The following is a 15,967-nucleotide window of genomic DNA, read 5'->3' as shown; positions in this document are numbered from 1 at the left end:
TCCGCTTCTGGGACTATCTCGGCGACCGCCTCCGCATCCCCGGCGCACCCACCATTCCCGCCTTGGATCATCTCATCCGCCAAGCCGCCCTCGCGTAGAGCCGCCCGGCCTTTTGCTCCGGCTACATATATCACGCGTGTTAGCCCGTGCTGCGCCGGGTGGCCTGGTAGACTCGCCGGTATCAGTCGGCGTGCCGGCGCAGGGCGCGGATCGTCAGCACGGCGAGGCCGCCAGCGAGCGCGAACCAGGTCAGGGCGTAGCTGAGGTGGGTATTGCGGAAGCGCACCACCGTAAGCCCTCCGACCGGCAGTCCTCCGGGATTTGGCGTGCCGTCGGCGTCGATGAAGTAGGGCGCGGCGCCCCGCACGCCCCGCGCCGCGGCGATCGCGGCGACGTCGCGGGAGAACCAGCGGTCCGCCGCCGGGTCGTTGTCGCGCAGGAACCCGCCGCGCGGCTCGGTCAGGCGCAGCAGGCCGGCGACATGGACCTCGCCGGGCGGCTGTCCGTCCGGTCGGGTCGCCGGGTCGCGGTTCTCGGGCGGGACGAAGCCACGGTTCACGAGGATCGTGGCGTCGCGGGTCGCGAGCGGCGTCAGGATCCAGTAGCCGCGGCCGCGCTCGGTTACGGCGAGAACGGCGGTCTCGGCCTCGTGCAGGAACCGTCCGGTCGCCTCGACCCGGAGATACTCGTCCGTCGCCCGGTCGAGCCGCGACCAGGCCTCGGGGCCGGGGGCCGGGACTGGCTCGGCCGCGAGGCGGGCCTCGACGCGCGCGATCAGGTCGAGCTTCCAGGCGCGGCGCTCGACCTGCCAGACGCCAAGCCCGAGAAAGAGCGCGACCGTCGCGAGGACGACGGCGCCCGCGACGATCCGGCGCGCCGGCCCGATCACCCGGCCACGGCTGGCCCGGCCTCCTGATGCAACTCCTGCATCCCGGGCATCATGTTCCGGTTGAGGTGGAACACGACCCAGAGCGAGCCCACGAGCGTTATGACGACGAGCACGATCGTGAAGATGGTCGAGAGCAGAAGCCAGCCGTCCTCGGCCTTGGGCGTCATGTGCAGGAAGAAGATCATGTGCACGAGGATCTGGGCCACCCCGCAGATCAGCACGATCGCCGCGGTGTAGCCGGGGCTCGGGATGACCCGCGTCATCACCACGAAGAACGGGATCGCGGTCAGGATCACCGCGAGGACGAAACCCGTCATGTACTGCCGATAGGTGCCGTGCGGGACGTCGTGGCCGTCGTGCCCGTGGGCGTGCGGGTGGCCATGGGCTGTCTCGGTGTGGCCGGCGCTCATCGCAGCACTCCCAGGAGGTAGACGAAGGTGAAGACGCCGATCCAGACGAGGTCGAGGAAGTGCCAGAACAGCGACAGGCAGCTGATCCGTCGCTGGTTGGCGGCGATCAGCCCCCGGCGGCGCACCTGGACCATCAGCGTGGTCAGCCAGACGATGCCGAAGGTGACGTGCAGCCCGTGGGTGCCGACGAGGGCGAAGAAGGCCGAGAGGAAGGCGGAGCGCTGCGGCCCCGCGCCCTCGTGGATCATGTGGGCGAACTCGTAGAGCTCGACCGCGATGAAGCCCGCGCCGAAGGCCCCGGTGATCGCCAGCCACTTCAGCGTGCCCTTCTGGTCGCCCTCGTACATCGCCAGCATTGCGAAGCCGTAGGTGATCGACGAGATCAGCAGCAGCGTGGTGTTGAGCGCGACGAGGGGCAGGGAGAACAGGTCGCGCGGCCCTGGTCCGCCGGCGAGGCTGCTGCCGAGCACGCCGTAGGTGGCGAAGAGCACCGCGAAGATCAGGCAGTCGCTCATCAGGTAGATCCAGAACCCGAGATGGGTGGATCCCCCCGCTTCGTGGTGCTCCTCCTCGAAGACGTGGAACTGCGCCGGGCCGTCGGGGACGTGGGTCGGTGCGCTCATCGCCTCAGGCCCCCCGCGTCAGCAGTCGGGTGCGCGCGGCCTCGACGGCCGTGACTTCCGCAGCCGGGATGTCGAAGTCGCGGTCGTAGTTGAAGGTGTGCCAGATCGCCGTTGCGACGACCCCGGCGAAGGCAAGCGCCGCCAGCCACCAGATGTACCAGATGAGCGCCATGGCGCAGACGGTGGAGAGCCCGGCGAGGATCACCCCGGAGCCGGTGCTCTTCGGCATGTGGATCGGCCGGAAGCCTTCGAGCGGACGGACGTAGCCGCGCGACTTCATGTCCCACCAGGCGTCGATGCCATGGACGACCGGGGTGAAGGCGAAGTTGTAGGCGGGCGGCGGTGAGGAGGTCGCCCATTCGAGCGTCCGCCCATCCCAAGGGTCGCCGGTCGTGTCGCGCAGCTCGTCGCGCTTCCAGATCGACACGGCGATCTGCACGAGGAAGGCGGCGACGCCGATGGCGACGAGCGCGGCGCCGAGGGCCGCGATCAGGAACCAGATCTGCAGGTCCGGGTCGTCGAAGACGCGCATCCGGCGGGTGACGCCCATGAGCCCGAGGACATAGAGCGGCGTGAAGGCCACCCAGAAGCCCGCCACCCAGCACCAGAACGAGACCTTGCCCCAGAAGGGTTCGAGGCGGAAGCCGAAGGCCTTGGGCCACCAGTAGTAGATGCCGGCGAAGAGCCCGAAGAGCACGCCGCCGATGATGACGTTGTGGAAGTGCGCCACGAGGAAGAGCGAGTTGTGCAGCACGAAGTCGGCCGGCGGCACCGCGAGCATCACGCCGGTCATGCCGCCGATGGCGAAGGTCAGCATGAAGGCGACCGTCCACATCATCGGCAGCTCGTAGCGGATGCGGCCGTGGTACATGGTGAACAGCCAGTTGAAGAGCTTCGCCCCGGTCGGGATCGAGATGATCATCGACGCGATGCCGAAGAAGCTGTTCACGCTCGCCCCGGCGCCCATGGTGAAGAAGTGGTGCAGCCAGACGATGTAGCTCAGCACGGTGATGCACACCGTTGCGTAGACCATCGACGAATAGCCGAAGAGCGGCTTGCGGCAGTAGGTCGCCGTCACCTCGGAGAAGATGCCGAAGGCCGGCAGGACGAGGACGTAGACCTCCGGGTGGCCCCAGATCCAGATGAGGTTGACGAACATCATCGGGTTGCCGCCGTTGTCGGCGGTGAAGAAGTTGGTGCCGATGTAGCGGTCGAGCGCGAGCAGCACCAGGGTCGCCGTGAGGACCGGGAAAATCGCGACGATCAGGATGTTGGCGCAGAGCGCGGTCCACGTGAAGACGGGCATCCGCATCATCGTCATGCCGGGGCAGCGCATCTTCACGATCGTCACGACCAGGTTGATGCCGGACAGCGTCGTTCCGACGCCTGCGACCTGCAATCCCCATATGTAGTAGTCCACCCCGACATAGGGACTCGCGTCTATGCCGGAGAGCGGCGGATAGGCGAGCCATCCGGTCTGAGCGAACTCGCCGACGAAGAGCGAGGCCATGACGATGACGGCGCCGCCGGCGGTCATCCAGAAGCTGAAGTTGTTGAGGAAGGGGAAGGCGACGTCGCGGGCGCCGATCTGCAACGGCATGACGAGGTTCATCATGCCGGTGACGAATGGCATCGCCACGAAGAAGATCATGATGACGCCGTGGGCGGTGAAGACCTGGTCGTAGTGGTGGGCGTTGAGGTAGCCCTCGGACCCGTTGAAGGCCCAGGCCTGCTGGAGGCGCATCATCACCGCGTCGGCGAACCCGCGCAGCAGCATGACGAGGCCGAGGACCATGTACATGATCCCGATCTTCTTGTGGTCCACGCTGGTGAACCACTCGTGCCAGAGGTAGCCCCACAGGCGGAAATAGCTCAGTGCGCCCACCAGCGCGAGCCCGCCGATGGCGACGACGGCGAAGGTGGCGACGAGGATGGGCTCGTGCAGCGGCAGCGCCGCCCAGGTGAGGCGGCCGAGAAGGAAGCTGGTCTCGGGCGTCGCGACGGTCTCGATGGCCATTGGAAGTCCTGCCCGGCTCAGAGGGTTTCTTTTGCGTCGCCGTCGGTCGCCGGCGCGGCGGGCGGCGGCGGGTCGAGCAGCACGAGGCCCTGCTTGCCGTAGTCGGCCTCGGCGTCGGCGACGGTGCAGAAGGACCGGACGTAGAAGGGGACGTGACCGAGGGCGCTGGCCTGCCGGGTCGCGTCCGGGACGGTGTTAAGCGTCCCCGCGAAGCCGGTTCCGCCCCGGGCGTCGAGCATCGCCATCTCGTCGGTGCACATCCGGCCCTCCTCCACGCAACGGCTCACGATGCGCCGGAAGAGGTCGGGGTCCACGTCGTCGAAGCTCATCGGCGCGACATTCTCGCTCGGCTTCGCCAGTTCGAGATAGCGGGCGCGGTCGAGGGCGCCGCCGCCGTCGATGCGGGCCTTGGCGAGCCAGACGTCGAAGTCGGCGCGCGCCATGCCGTGGAAGCGGAAGCGCATTCCGGAGAACCCCGCCCCGCTGTAGTTCGACGAGAAGCCCTCGTAATCGCCGGGCACGTTGATCACCGCATTGAGCTGCGATTCCATGGCCGGCATGGCGTAGATCATCCCGGCGAGCGCGGGGACGTAGAAGGCGTTCATCACCGAGGAAGCGGTGAGCTTGAACCGGATCGGCCGGTCGATGGGCGCGGCGGCGTCGTTCACCGTTGCGACGCCGTATTCCGGGTAGATGAACAGCCACTTCCAGTCGAGGGCCACCACCTCGATCTCGAGCGGAGTCTCGTTCGCCGGAACCGGCCGGCGCTCGCCGATATGCTCGAGCGGGCGGAACGGGTCGAGCAGGTGAGTGCCGACCCAGGTGATCGCGCCGATGCAGATGATGATCATCAGCGGCGCCGTCCAGATCAGCAGCTCGAGCCCCGTGGAATGGCTCCAGTTCGGTTCGTAGCGCGCTCCGCGCCGGGCGCTGTAGCGCCACGCGAAGAACGCCGTGAGCACCATCACCGGGATGACGATCACCAGCATGAGGAGGGTGGAGCTGATGAGGAGGTCGCGCTGGCGGGCAGCGATGTGGCCCGATGGCGAGAGAACGACCATGTCGCATCCGGCCAGAATCGGCGCCGCCAGCAGGGCCAGGAGAGTCGTTCGCTGCATCTGCGCCCCTCTCGTCCGTGCAAATCTGCCCCGGCACGGGCCGTGGGCTGATTCTTCGTTACCATAACCCGATCCGACAGGTATAAGGAGATTCGGATGTGACTTTTTCGATCGTGCCGCGGAGGTCGCTCGGGTATGAGCTACGAGACGGGCGACGTGGGCGAGGCGGGGAGCCGCCATGAGGCGGGCCTGACCGAGATCGCGGTCGGCGTTGTCATCGGTCGCAGCTCGGAGTTCTTCGACTTCTTCGTCTACGCCATCGCCTCGGTGCTGGTGTTCCCCCGGGTGATGTTCCCCTTCGCCGAGCCTGTCGCGGCGATGATGTGGTCCTTCGCGGTCTTCGCCCTCGCCTTCGTGGCGCGTCCGTTCGGGACGCTGATCTTCATGGCCGTCGACCGGCGGTGGGGGAGGGGGGTGAAACTCACCCTCGCGCTCTTCCTCCTCGGGTGCGCCACCGCGGGCATCGCCTTCATGCCGGATTATTCGCTCGCCGGCGGCTATGCGATCCTCATCCTCGCCGCCATGCGCGTCGCCCAGGGCCTCGCGCTCGGCGGCGCCTGGGACGGCCTCGCCTCGCTCCTCGCGATGAACGTGCCGGAGAAGGAGCGCGGCTGGTACGCGATGATCCCGCAGCTTGGCGCCCCGGTCGGGCTCTTCGTGGCGAGCGCGCTCTTCGTCTACCTGATCGGCGTGCTCTCCGAGGAGGATTTCCTCGCATGGGGCTGGCGCTATCCGTTCTTCGTCGCCTTCGCGATCAACGTGGTGGCGCTCTTCGCGCGGCTGAGGATCGTCGTCACCCCGGAATATGCCCGGCAGTTCGAGAATCTCGAGCTGCGGCCGACCCCGGTGCGTGAGACGCTGAAGGCGGAGGGCGTCAACATCCTGATCGGCGCCTTCACCCCGCTCGCCACCTTCGCGCTCTTCCACATGGTTACGGTGTTCCCGCTGGCCTGGGTGTACCTGACGGCCCACGACGGGCTGAGCGGCTTCCTCGGCATCGAGATCGGCACGGCCCTGGTCGGCCTCGCCGCGGTGATCGCGTCCGGCGCGCTTGCGGACCGGGTGGGGCGCCGGCGGTTGCTGATCGCCTGCGCCGTCGCGATCGCGATCTTCGCCCTCGCCGCGCCGTCGCTCCTCGACGGGGGGCAGGTCGGCGAGTTCATCTACATGGTCGTCGGCTTCGGCCTGCTCGGCCTCTCCTTCGGCCAGTCGTCGGGCGTTGTCGCCTCGCGCTTCGACCGGCGCTACCGCTATACCGCCTCGGCGCTGACCTCGGACCTCGCCTGGATGTTCGGCGCGGGCTTCGCCCCGCTGGTGGCGCTGTTCCTCGCCACGAATTTCGGCCTCGCCTCGTCGGGCGCCTATCTGCTCTCGGGCTCGATCTGCACCATCGTCGCGCTGGTCCTCAGCCGCCGGCTCGACCTCCAGAGCGACTAGAGGTTCTTGAAACTCCGCCGCCCGGCGCGGGCGACGTGCGGAAGGGGGCGAGGCGATGACGACGGACAAGGTCTACAAGGTGACGCGGACCGAGACGGAGTGGCGCGCGCGCCTGACGCCGGAACAGTTCGCGGTCATGCGCGGCCACGGCACCGAGCGGCCGGGCAGTTGCGCGCTCCTGCACGAGAAGCGCCCCGGCGCCTTCGCCTGCGCCGGCTGCGGCGAGCCGCTTTTCGCCGGCGAAGTCAAGTTCGAAAGCGGCACCGGCTGGCCGAGCTTCAACACGCCGGTCGCGGGTGCGGTGGAGACCAACACCGACCGCAGCCACGGCATGACCCGCACCGAGGTTCATTGCGCGACCTGCGGCAGCCATCTCGGCCACGTCTTTCCCGACGGTCCGCCGCCAACCGGCCTGCGCTACTGCATCAATGGCGTCGCGCTCGAGTTCCGGCCCGCCTGATCCGTGCGCGCGCGAACGCACGAGTTGGCGCGCCAGGCTAAGCGGGCGGACCGCATACGGGATATGGACCACGCAGAAGCAGCGCGGCGCCTATGGCGCGGCGTGCGCGGCGATGACGACGGCGCGAACCCCGGGGGTGTGACATGAGGACGATTGCGGCGATCGCGATGGCGGCGACGGCGTTCGGGGCGGCCGCCGCGGCGCAGGAGTTTCCGGGCGGCTGGACCTTCGACGTGACGGTCTACGCGTGGCTTCCGGCCCTGTCGAGTTCGCTCGACACGAAGCTCGGCAGGCTCGACGCCGACCTGAGTTCGGGTGACGTGATCTCCAACCTCGACTTCGCGTTCATGGGCGCGCTCGAGGCCCGGACCGGCCGCTGGGGTTTCATCGGCGACCTGATCTACAGCGACATCTCGATGGACAGTTCCACCCCGCGCGGCCTTCTGTTCACCAAGGGGGTCGCCGACACCGAGATGACGGTGTTCTCGGGCTACGCCGCCTACCGGCTTCACGAGGACGACAAGGTGGCGTTCGACGTCGCCGCCGGCGTGCGCGCCTTCTCGGTCGATCTCGACTTCACGCTCAAGGGCAACCTCGCCGAAACGCGCCATTTCGGCGACAGCCAGAGCTGGGCGGTGCCGCTCGTCGGCGCCCGTGCCATCGTGAAGTTCTCCGACCGCTGGACCGGCACGCTGTTCGCGGATCTCGGCGGCGTCAGCTCGGACGAGACGACCTGGCAGGCGCTCGCCACCGTCCGCTACGCGATCAACGACGACTGGTCGGCGGTCGCGGCCTATCGCTACATGGATATCGACTACCAGATCGACGACAAGGACGCGTCGGTCGAACTCTACGGTCCCGCCATCGGCGTGGTCTATCGCTTCTGAGCCCGGATACGAAGCGGCCTCCGCCCCGGCGGGGGGCGGGTGGCAGCGTCAGCCGCCGTCCGCGATGCGGACGAGGTAGCGGCCGTATTCGGTCTTGAGATAGGGCGCGGCGAGCGCGCGCAGCGTGGCCGCGTCGATCCAGCCCTGGTGGAAGGCGATCTCCTCGGGGCAGCCGATCTTGAGGTTCTGCCGCTCCTCGATGGTGCGCACGAAGTTGCCGGCGTCGAGCAGGCTCGCGTGGGTGCCGGTGTCGAGCCAGGCATAGCCGCGGCCCATCCGCTCCACCGTCAGCAGGCCCTCGGCGAGGTACATGTTGAGGAGGTCGGCGATCTCGATCTCGCCGCGACCGCTTGGCCTCAGCGTCGCCGCGCGCGCGGGCGCGCCGCCGTCGAGGACGTAGATGCCGGTGACGGCGAAGTTCGACTTCGGCCTTTCCGGCTTCTCCTCGATCGACAGGACCTTGCCGGCGGCGTCGAAGGCAACCACGCCGTAGCGTTCCGGGTCGCGCACGGCATAGCCGAAGACCGTGCCGCCGGACGGGCGCGCCGCCGCCGATTGCAGCATCTCCGGCAGGCCGTGCCCGAAAAAGACGTTGTCGCCCAGAACCATCGTCGACCCGGCGCCGGCGAGGAAATCCTCGGCCAGCACGTAGGCCTGGGCGAGGCCGTCCGGGCGCGGCTGCTCTATGTAGCTGATCGACATCCCCCAGCGCGAACCGTCGCCGAGCAGGCGGCGGAACTGGTCCTGGTCCGCGGGCGTGGTGATGACCGCCACCTCGCGCAGCCCGGCCAGCATCAGCACCGACAGCGGGTAGTAGATCATCGGCTTGTCGTAGAGCGGCAGCAGCTGCTTGGAGATCGAGTGCGTGATCGGGTAGAGCCGCGTCCCCGATCCGCCGGCCAGCACGATGCCCTTGCGCGCCCCCGCCGAGGTTGCTGCCGTCATAACTCGCTCCATCGTCACACGCACAGGTCCGCCGTCGCGGCCCGGTTCGGGTTATACGGTTTCCATCTGAAGACTTCGGCGTCAAGGGTTTACGGCGGATCCTTCGATGCACACTCCATGCACGTTCCATGCACAACGCATATGCTAAGCAAAAGAGTCGAGATTGAATCGTCAATACGGGCGGCGGGGGCGAGGCAAAGGGACTTTGTGCGAGATGGTGAGCGCCCCGCCGGCGGATGGTGGCCGATTGGCCATCACAGTGGCAAAAAAGCGCGCTCGCGCCTCTCGGCGCCTTGCGCCCGTTAACGAATGCGCTACGCTTCGCAAAACGCAAAAACAACCAGCGCGAGCAGACAGGAAATGAGCCGCCGGACGAACAGAGCGTCCCTGTCCGCTCTGGCGGTGGCGGTGGCCGTCGCCACGGCGGCGCCCGCGGCGGCGTTCTCGCTGTTCGGCATCCATCTCTGGGGAGAACGCGAGGACCAGGAGGCGGGGTTCGAGATCATCGATCCCTTGCCCTACGACGTGCAGTTCGTCGTCGCCGGAGACGAGAACGGCCTCGAGCGGCAGCTCCAGAACGCTTCGGGGCTGTGGGCGGGGCGGGACAAGCCGGCCGCCGGCGTGGGCGGCCTGCTCGCGCGGGCGCGGGGGGACTATCGTCGCATTCTCGCCGCGCTCTACAATCAGGCCTACTACGGCCCGGAGATCTCGATCCGCCTCGCCGGGCAGGAGGCCGCGGATCTGACGCTCGACGCGAACCTGCCCCGGCCGACGCAGGTGGTGGTCGCGGTCAAGCCGGGGCCGCGGTTCAGGTTCGGGCAGGCGGAGATCGTCAACGCCCCGCCCCCGAAGGTCGCCGCCGACGACGAGGTGAAGAACGACCTCGCCAATGACTTCCGCACCGGGGCCGACGCGAAGGCCACCGTCGTCTCCGCCGCCTCCTCGACCGCGATCGAGCGCTGGCGCCAGCTCAGCCGGGCGAAGGCGCAGGAGACCGACCGCTCGGTGATCGCCGAGCATCCGACGAGCCGGCTCGACGTCGTCATCACCCTCGACCCCGGCCGCCCGGCGAAGTTCGGTCGCACCACCGTCAGCGGCACGCGCCGCGTCGATCCGGGATTCGTCGACTACATGGCGGACCTCACCCCCGGCGACAGCTTCGATCCGGACCGGGTGAAGGCGGCGGAGGACCGGCTGTCGCGGCTCGGCGTGTTCAGCTCCATCCGCGTCGAGGAGGCGCCCGAGATCGCGCCCGACGGCACGCTCGACATGGCGGTGCGGGTCCAGGACGGGACCGCCCGCACGCTCGGGATCGGCGCCACGCTGTCCACCATCGAGGGGGCCGGCCTCGAGGCGTTCTGGGAGCACCGCAACCTCTTCCACCGCGCCGAGCGGCTGCGCTTCTCGGCGAGCGTGACCGGGCTCGGCGTGGTCGGCGACGTCGGCGATTTCGACTACGAGGCGGGGGTGAGCTTCCTGCGCCCCGGCGTGATCAACCCCAACGTCGACCTCGTGGCGTCGCTGACCGGACGCCGGCTCGACCTCGACACCTACCGCGAGCAGTCGCTGACCGCGCGGGTCGGGCTGCAACGCACCTTTGCGCGCTGGCTGAACGGCGAGGTCTCGCTCTTCGCCACGCGGGCGCGCTTCGACGACCTGTTCGGCATCCGCCGCTTCCTGATGTTCGGCGTGACCGGAAAGGGCACCTACGACCGGCGCGACGATGTGATGAACCCGACGCGGGGCTATTACCTCGCGGCCGAGGCCGAGCCGTTCTACGAGGCCGAGTACGGCAACCTCGCGGCCCGCGGCACGCTGGAGGGGCGCGTCTACAAGGGGTTCGGCGAGGACGACGGACGCTTCGTGCTGGCGGCGCGCGCCAAGGTCGGCAGCTTCGCCGGGCCGAGCGACGCGGAGAGCCCGCCGGACAAGCTGTTCTTCGCGGGCGGCGCCGGATCCATCCGCGGCTATGCCTACCGCTCGGTCGGCGTCGACTACACCGAGCCCGACGGCGACACCGGCGTCATCGGCGGCCGCAGTCTCGTCGAGGGTTCCGCCGAGGCGCGCTTCCGCGTCACCGAACGCTTCGGCGGCGTCGGCTTCGTCGATGCGGGCTTCGTCTCCGCCTCGTCGAGCTTCACCAGCAACGACACCGACGTTCGCGTCGGCGCCGGGGCCGGCCTGCGCTACTTCACCGGGCTCGGGCCGATCCGGCTCGACGTGGCCACGCCGATCAATCCGCGCGACGGTGACGACGTCATCGCGTTCTACGTCGGCATCGGGCAGGCGTTTTGAAACGGCTCCTGGCCATCTTCGGCGTGATCGCGCTCGTCGCCGTGGCGGCGGTCGGCCAGGATCTCTCGTCGTCGGAGCAGGACGACAACGGCTTCATCATCAACTTCATCCAGAGCCGCATTTCGGCGCCCGGCCGCGAGATCGGGCTGCACGGCGTCAGCGGCGCGCTCTCGTCGCAGGCGCGCATCGCCTCTCTGACCGTCTCCGACGACGAGGGCGTCTGGCTTACGCTGACCGGGGTGGAGATCGACTGGACCCGCCTCGCGCTGCTGCGCCGGCGCCTCGACATCAACCGGCTCGCGGTGGAGCGCATAGAGTTTGCCCGCAGGCCGGTCCCGCACGAGACGGGGATCGCCGAGAGGCTGCCGGTACAGGCCGAGGCGCAGCCGTTCCGCCTGCCGGAGCTGCCGCTCTCCGTCCGCATCGCGGATCTCGACCTGCCCCGCATCGACCTCGGCCCCGCGGCGGTCGGCCAGGCGGCGCGGCTCGCGGCCAACGGCTCGGCCGACCTCGCCCGTGGCGCGCTCGATGCGGGGCTTAACGTGCGGCGTATCGACGGGCCGGGGGGAGAGCTGGCGCTCGACCTCGATTTCGCCAACGCCACCGGCGTCCTCGACCTCGACCTGCAACTGTCCGAGCCGCAGGGCGGCGTCGTCGCCACGCTCGCCGGCATCGAGGGCGCCCCTGCGATCGACGTGCGCCTTCAGGGCGGCGGGCCGCTCGACGATCTCGACCTCGCCTTCGGGTTCGACGCCGACGCGGCGCGCATCGCCACCGGCGACATCCGGCTCCGCGCGACCCCCGAGGGGCGTGGCTTCACCGTGGACTTCCGCGGCGGCCTCGCGCCGGTCGTCCCCGCCCCCTACCGCCCGTTCTTCGCCGGCGAGACCTCGGTCGAGGTCGCGGGCGTGGCGCTCGCCGCCGGCGGCATGCGGCTCGACCGTTTCGCCGTGAAGGGCGCCGAGCTCGACCTCACCGGGACGCTCGCCACCGCAGCCGACGGTTTCCCGCGCGACCTGACGCTGGCCGGCCGGCTCGGCGATCCAAACGCCCCGGCGGTCGTCCTGCCCGTCTCCGGCGGCGCGACCAGCATCCATTCCGCCGTGCTGGATCTCGCCTATGGCCAGGGTCGGCGCTGGACCGGCCGCGTCGTGCTCGACCGGCTCCGGGCGGGCGAGGTCGCGGTCGAGGACGTGACGCTGACGCTCGGGGGCCTCGCGGAGAACCTCGACGACCCGGCGCGGCGCAACCTGACCTTCGCGGTCGAGGGCGAGGCGACCGGGGTTTCCTCGGAGAACCCCGATATCGCGGCGGTGCTCGGCGACCGGCTCGACATCTTCGCCGACGCAGCCCTGCCGCCGGGGGGGCCGCTGCACCTGCGCCAGGTCCAGGCGACCGGCAAGGACGTGTCGCTCTTTGCCGCCGGGGACGTGCGCGGCACGGCCTTCACGGGGCGCATCGGCGCGCGCCTCTCCGATCTCGCCCCGGCCTCCGGGCTCGCGGGCCGCGAACTCGGCGGCGGGCTCGACCTGCGGCTGGACGGGAGCCTCGACCCGCTCGCCCGATCCTTCGATGTCGCCGTCGCCGGCACGGCGCAGGACCTGCGGCTCGGCGATCCGCGGCTCGACGGCCTGCTCCAGGGCGAGACGACGCTGGGCGGCCGGGTCGCCCGCGACCCCGGGGGCTTCCGCCCCGACGGGCTGCGGATCGCCAACGCCAATCCCCAGATCGCCTCGACCGGCAAGCTGACAAGCGACGTCACGGACTTCGCGATCGACGGGCGGCTTGCCGACCTCTCGGTGCTCGACCGGCGGCTCGAGGGCGCGCTCACCGCGACGGGGCGGGCGAGCGGCAAGCGACGCCCGCTCACGGTCGCCTTCGAGGCGCAGATCCCCGAAGGCCGCGTGCTCGACCGCGACCTTGCCGGCGCGCGGATCGGCTTCGACGGCCAGGTCAACGGCGCGGACGTCTCGGGCGTCGTGTCCGGCGCGGGCGCGCTCGGCGACCAGCCGATCAGCGTCGCGGCAAGCCTCGATCTCGCCGCCGGCGCGAGGGCGTTGCGCGACCTCGATGTCCGGGTCGGGCCGAACGCCATCACGGGCGAGCTGTCGCAGCAGCCGGAACAGGCGATCCTCGGCGTCCTCAACATCGCCGCGCCCGACCTCGAGCCGCTCGCCGCGCTGGCGCTTGTCGAGGCGCAGGGCTCGGCGGAGGCGACGCTGCGTTTCGAGGCGGCCGAGACGGGGCAGGGGGTCGCGGCGAAGGCGAACCTCCGCGACGTCGCATCCGGCGGCATGCGGCTCGGCGGCCTCGATCTCGACGCCTATGTGGAGGACGCGCTCGCCACGCCGCTCCTGCGCGGCTCGCTCGACGCGACCGGGCTCGTCGCCGGGGGCGTCGACGTCGAGACGCTGTCGGCGCGGGCGAGCCAGACCGGCCCGCGGGCGATGCGCGTCGACGCCGACGCCCGCCTTGCCATCGGCACGGTGGCGCAGCTCGCCGGCACGCTCGACCAGCGCCCCGACGGCTTCGTCGCGACGCTGGAGACACTGTCGCTTCAGCAGCGCGACGTCGTGGCGCGGCTGACCGCGCCCGCGACCGTGACCGTCGCTGGCCCCGCGATCACCCTGACGCCGCTCGCGCTCGACCTCGGCGACGGCCGCCTGACCGCGCAAGGCACGGTCGGCGAAACCCTCGACGTCTCGGTCGACCTCACCCGTCTGCCGCTGTCGCTCGCAAACCTGGTGCAGCCGGCGCTCGGCCTCGAGGGGCATGTCGATGGCGCCCTTCGCGCCACCGGAGCGCGCGACGCGCCCAACGTCTCCTTCGACGTCACCGGCGAGGGCGTGGCCGCCGCGGCCTCGCACGCGGCCGGCCTTCCGCCGGCCCGCATCGTCGCCACCGGCCGGACGGCGGACGACCGGCTGACGCTCGACGCCAGGGTCGAGGCTCAGGGACTCGCGGCCCATACGTCGGGCTCGGTTCCGCTCGGTCAGGGGAACCTCGACCTTGCCGTGGACCTCACCTCGCTGCCATTGCAGCTCCTCGACCGGGCCGCCGGCAATCGGGGCCTCGGGGGAACCGTCTCCGGCACGGCGCGCATCGCCGGCACGACCGCCCAGCCGGACGTCAGCTTCGACCTGCGCGGCGCCGGGATCACCGCGCAGCCGCTTCGGGACGCCGGCGTCACTCCGCTCGCAATCGATGCGAGCGGGGGGTTCCTGCGCGACGTGCTGACGCTCTCCGAGGCGAGCGCGCGCAACGACCAGGGCCTCGCGCTCCGCGCCTCGGGACGCGCGCCGCTGCGTGGGCCGGGGCTCGACCTGCGCGCCAGCGGCGAGGCGCCGCTCGCGCTCGCCGACGCGCTGCTCGCGAACCGCGCCGCGCAGGCCCGCGGCCTCGTGCGGTTCGACCTGACGGCGCGCGGCGCGCTGGCCCGGCCGCTGCTCTCGGGGACGGCGAGCCTCGCCGGCGGAACCTTCACCGACCCGCAGAGCAACCTGCGCCTTCAGGACATTTCGGCCGATGTCGGGTTCGACGGCCAGACCGCGACCGTCCGCAGCTTCCGCGCCGCATCGGCGATGGGCGGGACGATCGCCGCGTCGGGCACGATCTCGCTCGCCGCGGGGAATCCGGCGAACCTCGAGGTGACCTTCGCCGGGGTACGCTATACCGACGGCCAGTTCGTCTCGACGACCGTCGACGGTCAACTGCGCGCCGAGGGGCCGCTGCGCGGCGGCGGCACGGTCTCCGGGCGCATCGACCTCGGACCAACCGAGATTTCGGTCGCCGAGGGCCTCGGCGCCAACGTGACCAGGACGGTCGAGGTGGTCCAGCACGTGCAGCCCTCGCCCGGCGTCACGGAGACGCTGCGCCGCGCCCGGCTCGACGAGCCGCGCACGCCCGCGTCCTCGCAACTGCCGCTCAACGCCGACATCCGCATCCGCGCGCCGAACCGGATCTTCGTGCGCGGGCGCGGGCTCGACGTCGAGCTCGGCGGCGAGATGCGGATCACCGGGCCGCTCAACGACCTCGTGCCGGTCGGCCAGTTCGAGCTGCGCCGCGGCCGGCTCGACATCCTCGGCCAGCGCATCGAGTTCACCCGCGGAACGTTGCAGCTGACCGGCAGCTTCAATCCGATCATAGACTTCCGGGCGCAGACCCGCGCCCGGGGCGTCACGGCGATCGTCCAGGTCACCGGCCGGGTGTCGCAGCCGGAGATCCACTTCTCCTCCGAGCCGCCGCTGCCCGAGGACGAGGTGCTGGCGCGGGTGATCTTCAATCAGAGCGTGTCGCAGCTCTCGCCGTTCCAGATCGCCGAGCTTGCTGCGGCCGCGGCCGAGCTCGCCGGCGGGGGCGGGGGGCCGGGGATCCTCGAGCAGTTGCGTGGCGCCATCGGGTTCGACGACCTCGACATCGTGACTGAAGAGGACGGCTCGACGGCCCTGCGCGCCGGCACCTACATCGACGACAACATCTATCTGGACGTGCAGTCTGACACGTCCGGCGACACCCGGGCGCAGATCAACCTCGACTTGTCGGACAACCTCACCGTCCGCGGCTCGGTCGCCAGTGACGGCAACTCCACGATTGGCGTGTTCTTCGAGCGGGATTACTGAGGGCGGTCATCTGCGCGGCGCTGGCGCTCACTTGCCCGGGCGAGGCGAGGCAAGTGGCTGAAACGGCGTGATCTCATACCGGCGGGCTCATGAAACGACTCGCGGGCGCTTTTTGGCCTTTGACGCTTTTATCGTTTGTCCTCAGGTAGTTACCCTATCTATCAGTAACCGGGGCAAAAAGGTGGGCGGTTGTGTCGATAGGGGATCCACAAGCGCAGGGATTTCTGAATCCATGCGGGCATGGCAGGAGCCCCACCAGATATCGAT

The 15,967-nt window shown here is 70.0% G+C and carries 11 protein-coding genes; 5 read left to right on the top strand and 6 right to left on the bottom strand.

From position 1 onward, the window contains the following. Window positions 1-181 precede the first annotated feature (181 nt). From KBA23_RS11940 to cyoA, 5 genes are read right to left on the bottom strand one after another with little or no spacing between them, the layout of a single operon-like run. Window positions 182-889 (bottom strand): SURF1 family protein, encoded by a 708-nt coding sequence (locus KBA23_RS11940; protein WP_290741207.1) that lies wholly within the window; start codon window positions 887-889, stop codon window positions 182-184. Then, on the bottom strand, window positions 886-1,299 hold the full coding sequence (gene cyoD, locus KBA23_RS11935) for a cytochrome o ubiquinol oxidase subunit IV (protein ID WP_290741205.1): 414 nt from the start codon (window positions 1,297-1,299) through the stop codon (window positions 886-888). The genes KBA23_RS11940 and cyoD overlap by 4 nt, the downstream gene beginning before the upstream one ends. Next, window positions 1,296-1,922, bottom strand: a complete 627-nt coding sequence (gene cyoC / locus KBA23_RS11930) for a cytochrome o ubiquinol oxidase subunit III (RefSeq protein ID WP_290741202.1) — start codon at window positions 1,920-1,922, stop codon at window positions 1,296-1,298. The genes cyoD and cyoC overlap by 4 nt, the downstream gene beginning before the upstream one ends. 4 nt (window positions 1,923-1,926) lie before the next feature. Continuing rightward, complete coding sequence (gene cyoB, locus KBA23_RS11925; RefSeq protein WP_290741198.1) at window positions 1,927-3,939, bottom strand: cytochrome o ubiquinol oxidase subunit I; 2,013 nt, start codon at window positions 3,937-3,939, stop codon at window positions 1,927-1,929. Window positions 3,940-3,956: 17 nt separating this feature from the next. Continuing rightward, a complete protein-coding gene (gene cyoA, locus KBA23_RS11920; RefSeq protein ID WP_290741195.1) occupies window positions 3,957-5,057 on the bottom strand; it encodes a ubiquinol oxidase subunit II in 1,101 nt (366 codons plus the stop codon). A gap of 135 nt (window positions 5,058-5,192) precedes the next feature. Here cyoA and KBA23_RS11915 point away from each other — a divergent pair, with 135 nt between their 5' ends. The 3 genes from KBA23_RS11915 to KBA23_RS11905 all read left to right on the top strand — a co-directional run bounded on the left by KBA23_RS11915 (window position 5,193) and on the right by KBA23_RS11905 (window position 7,841). After that, window positions 5,193-6,494 carry an MFS transporter gene (locus KBA23_RS11915; RefSeq protein WP_290741193.1) on the top strand — a complete coding sequence of 434 codons (1,302 nt, stop codon included), beginning with the start codon at window positions 5,193-5,195 and terminating at the stop codon, window positions 6,492-6,494. A 55-nt stretch (window positions 6,495-6,549) separates the two neighbouring features. Further along, window positions 6,550-6,954: a peptide-methionine (R)-S-oxide reductase MsrB gene (msrB, locus tag KBA23_RS11910; protein WP_290741190.1), complete on the top strand. Its 405-nt coding sequence runs from the start codon at window positions 6,550-6,552 to the stop codon at window positions 6,952-6,954. Window positions 6,955-7,097: 143 nt separating this feature from the next. Then, on the top strand, window positions 7,098-7,841 hold the full coding sequence (locus KBA23_RS11905) for an outer membrane beta-barrel protein (RefSeq protein ID WP_290741188.1): 744 nt from the start codon (window positions 7,098-7,100) through the stop codon (window positions 7,839-7,841). 48 nt (window positions 7,842-7,889) lie between these two features. Here KBA23_RS11905 and rfbA read toward each other — a convergent pair whose 3' ends face one another. Next, window positions 7,890-8,786, bottom strand: a complete 897-nt coding sequence (gene rfbA, locus KBA23_RS11900; RefSeq protein ID WP_290741185.1) for a glucose-1-phosphate thymidylyltransferase RfbA — start codon at window positions 8,784-8,786, stop codon at window positions 7,890-7,892. A 360-nt stretch (window positions 8,787-9,146) separates the two neighbouring features. On the opposite strand from rfbA, the gene KBA23_RS11895 reads away from it, so the two are divergent. Beyond that, window positions 9,147-11,081 (top strand): autotransporter assembly complex family protein, encoded by a 1,935-nt coding sequence (locus KBA23_RS11895; RefSeq protein WP_290741183.1) that lies wholly within the window; start codon window positions 9,147-9,149, stop codon window positions 11,079-11,081. Next, window positions 11,078-15,700 carry a translocation/assembly module TamB domain-containing protein gene (locus KBA23_RS11890; protein ID WP_290741180.1) on the top strand — a complete coding sequence of 1,541 codons (4,623 nt, stop codon included), beginning with the start codon at window positions 11,078-11,080 and terminating at the stop codon, window positions 15,698-15,700. The genes KBA23_RS11895 and KBA23_RS11890 overlap by 4 nt, the downstream gene beginning before the upstream one ends. The last annotated feature ends 267 nt before the right edge of the window (window positions 15,701-15,967 follow it).

The organism is Amaricoccus sp., from assembly GCF_017995835.1.
Classification (GTDB): domain Bacteria; phylum Pseudomonadota; class Alphaproteobacteria; order Rhodobacterales; family Rhodobacteraceae; genus Amaricoccus.
Note: the sequence above shows the minus strand (reverse complement) of the source record. Positions and strands in the feature narration are given on the sequence as shown.

What these genes read in the sequence shown, in the direction of transcription:
- cyoD (WP_290741205.1), bottom strand. Translation starts at nt 1,299, where the DNA reads ATGAGCGCCGGCCACACCGAGACAGCCCATGGCCACCCGCACGCCCAC.
- cyoC (WP_290741202.1), bottom strand. Translation starts at nt 1,922, where the DNA reads ATGAGCGCACCGACCCACGTCCCCGACGGCCCGGCGCAGTTCCACGTC.
- cyoB (WP_290741198.1), bottom strand. Translation starts at nt 3,939, where the DNA reads ATGGCCATCGAGACCGTCGCGACGCCCGAGACCAGCTTCCTTCTCGGC.
- cyoA (WP_290741195.1), bottom strand. Translation starts at nt 5,057, where the DNA reads ATGCAGCGAACGACTCTCCTGGCCCTGCTGGCGGCGCCGATTCTGGCC.
- KBA23_RS11915 (WP_290741193.1), top strand. Translation starts at nt 5,193, where the DNA reads ATGAGCTACGAGACGGGCGACGTGGGCGAGGCGGGGAGCCGCCATGAG.
- msrB (WP_290741190.1), top strand. Translation starts at nt 6,550, where the DNA reads ATGACGACGGACAAGGTCTACAAGGTGACGCGGACCGAGACGGAGTGG.
- KBA23_RS11905 (WP_290741188.1), top strand. Translation starts at nt 7,098, where the DNA reads ATGAGGACGATTGCGGCGATCGCGATGGCGGCGACGGCGTTCGGGGCG.
- rfbA (WP_290741185.1), bottom strand. Translation starts at nt 8,786, where the DNA reads ATGACGGCAGCAACCTCGGCGGGGGCGCGCAAGGGCATCGTGCTGGCC.
- KBA23_RS11895 (WP_290741183.1), top strand. Translation starts at nt 9,147, where the DNA reads ATGAGCCGCCGGACGAACAGAGCGTCCCTGTCCGCTCTGGCGGTGGCG.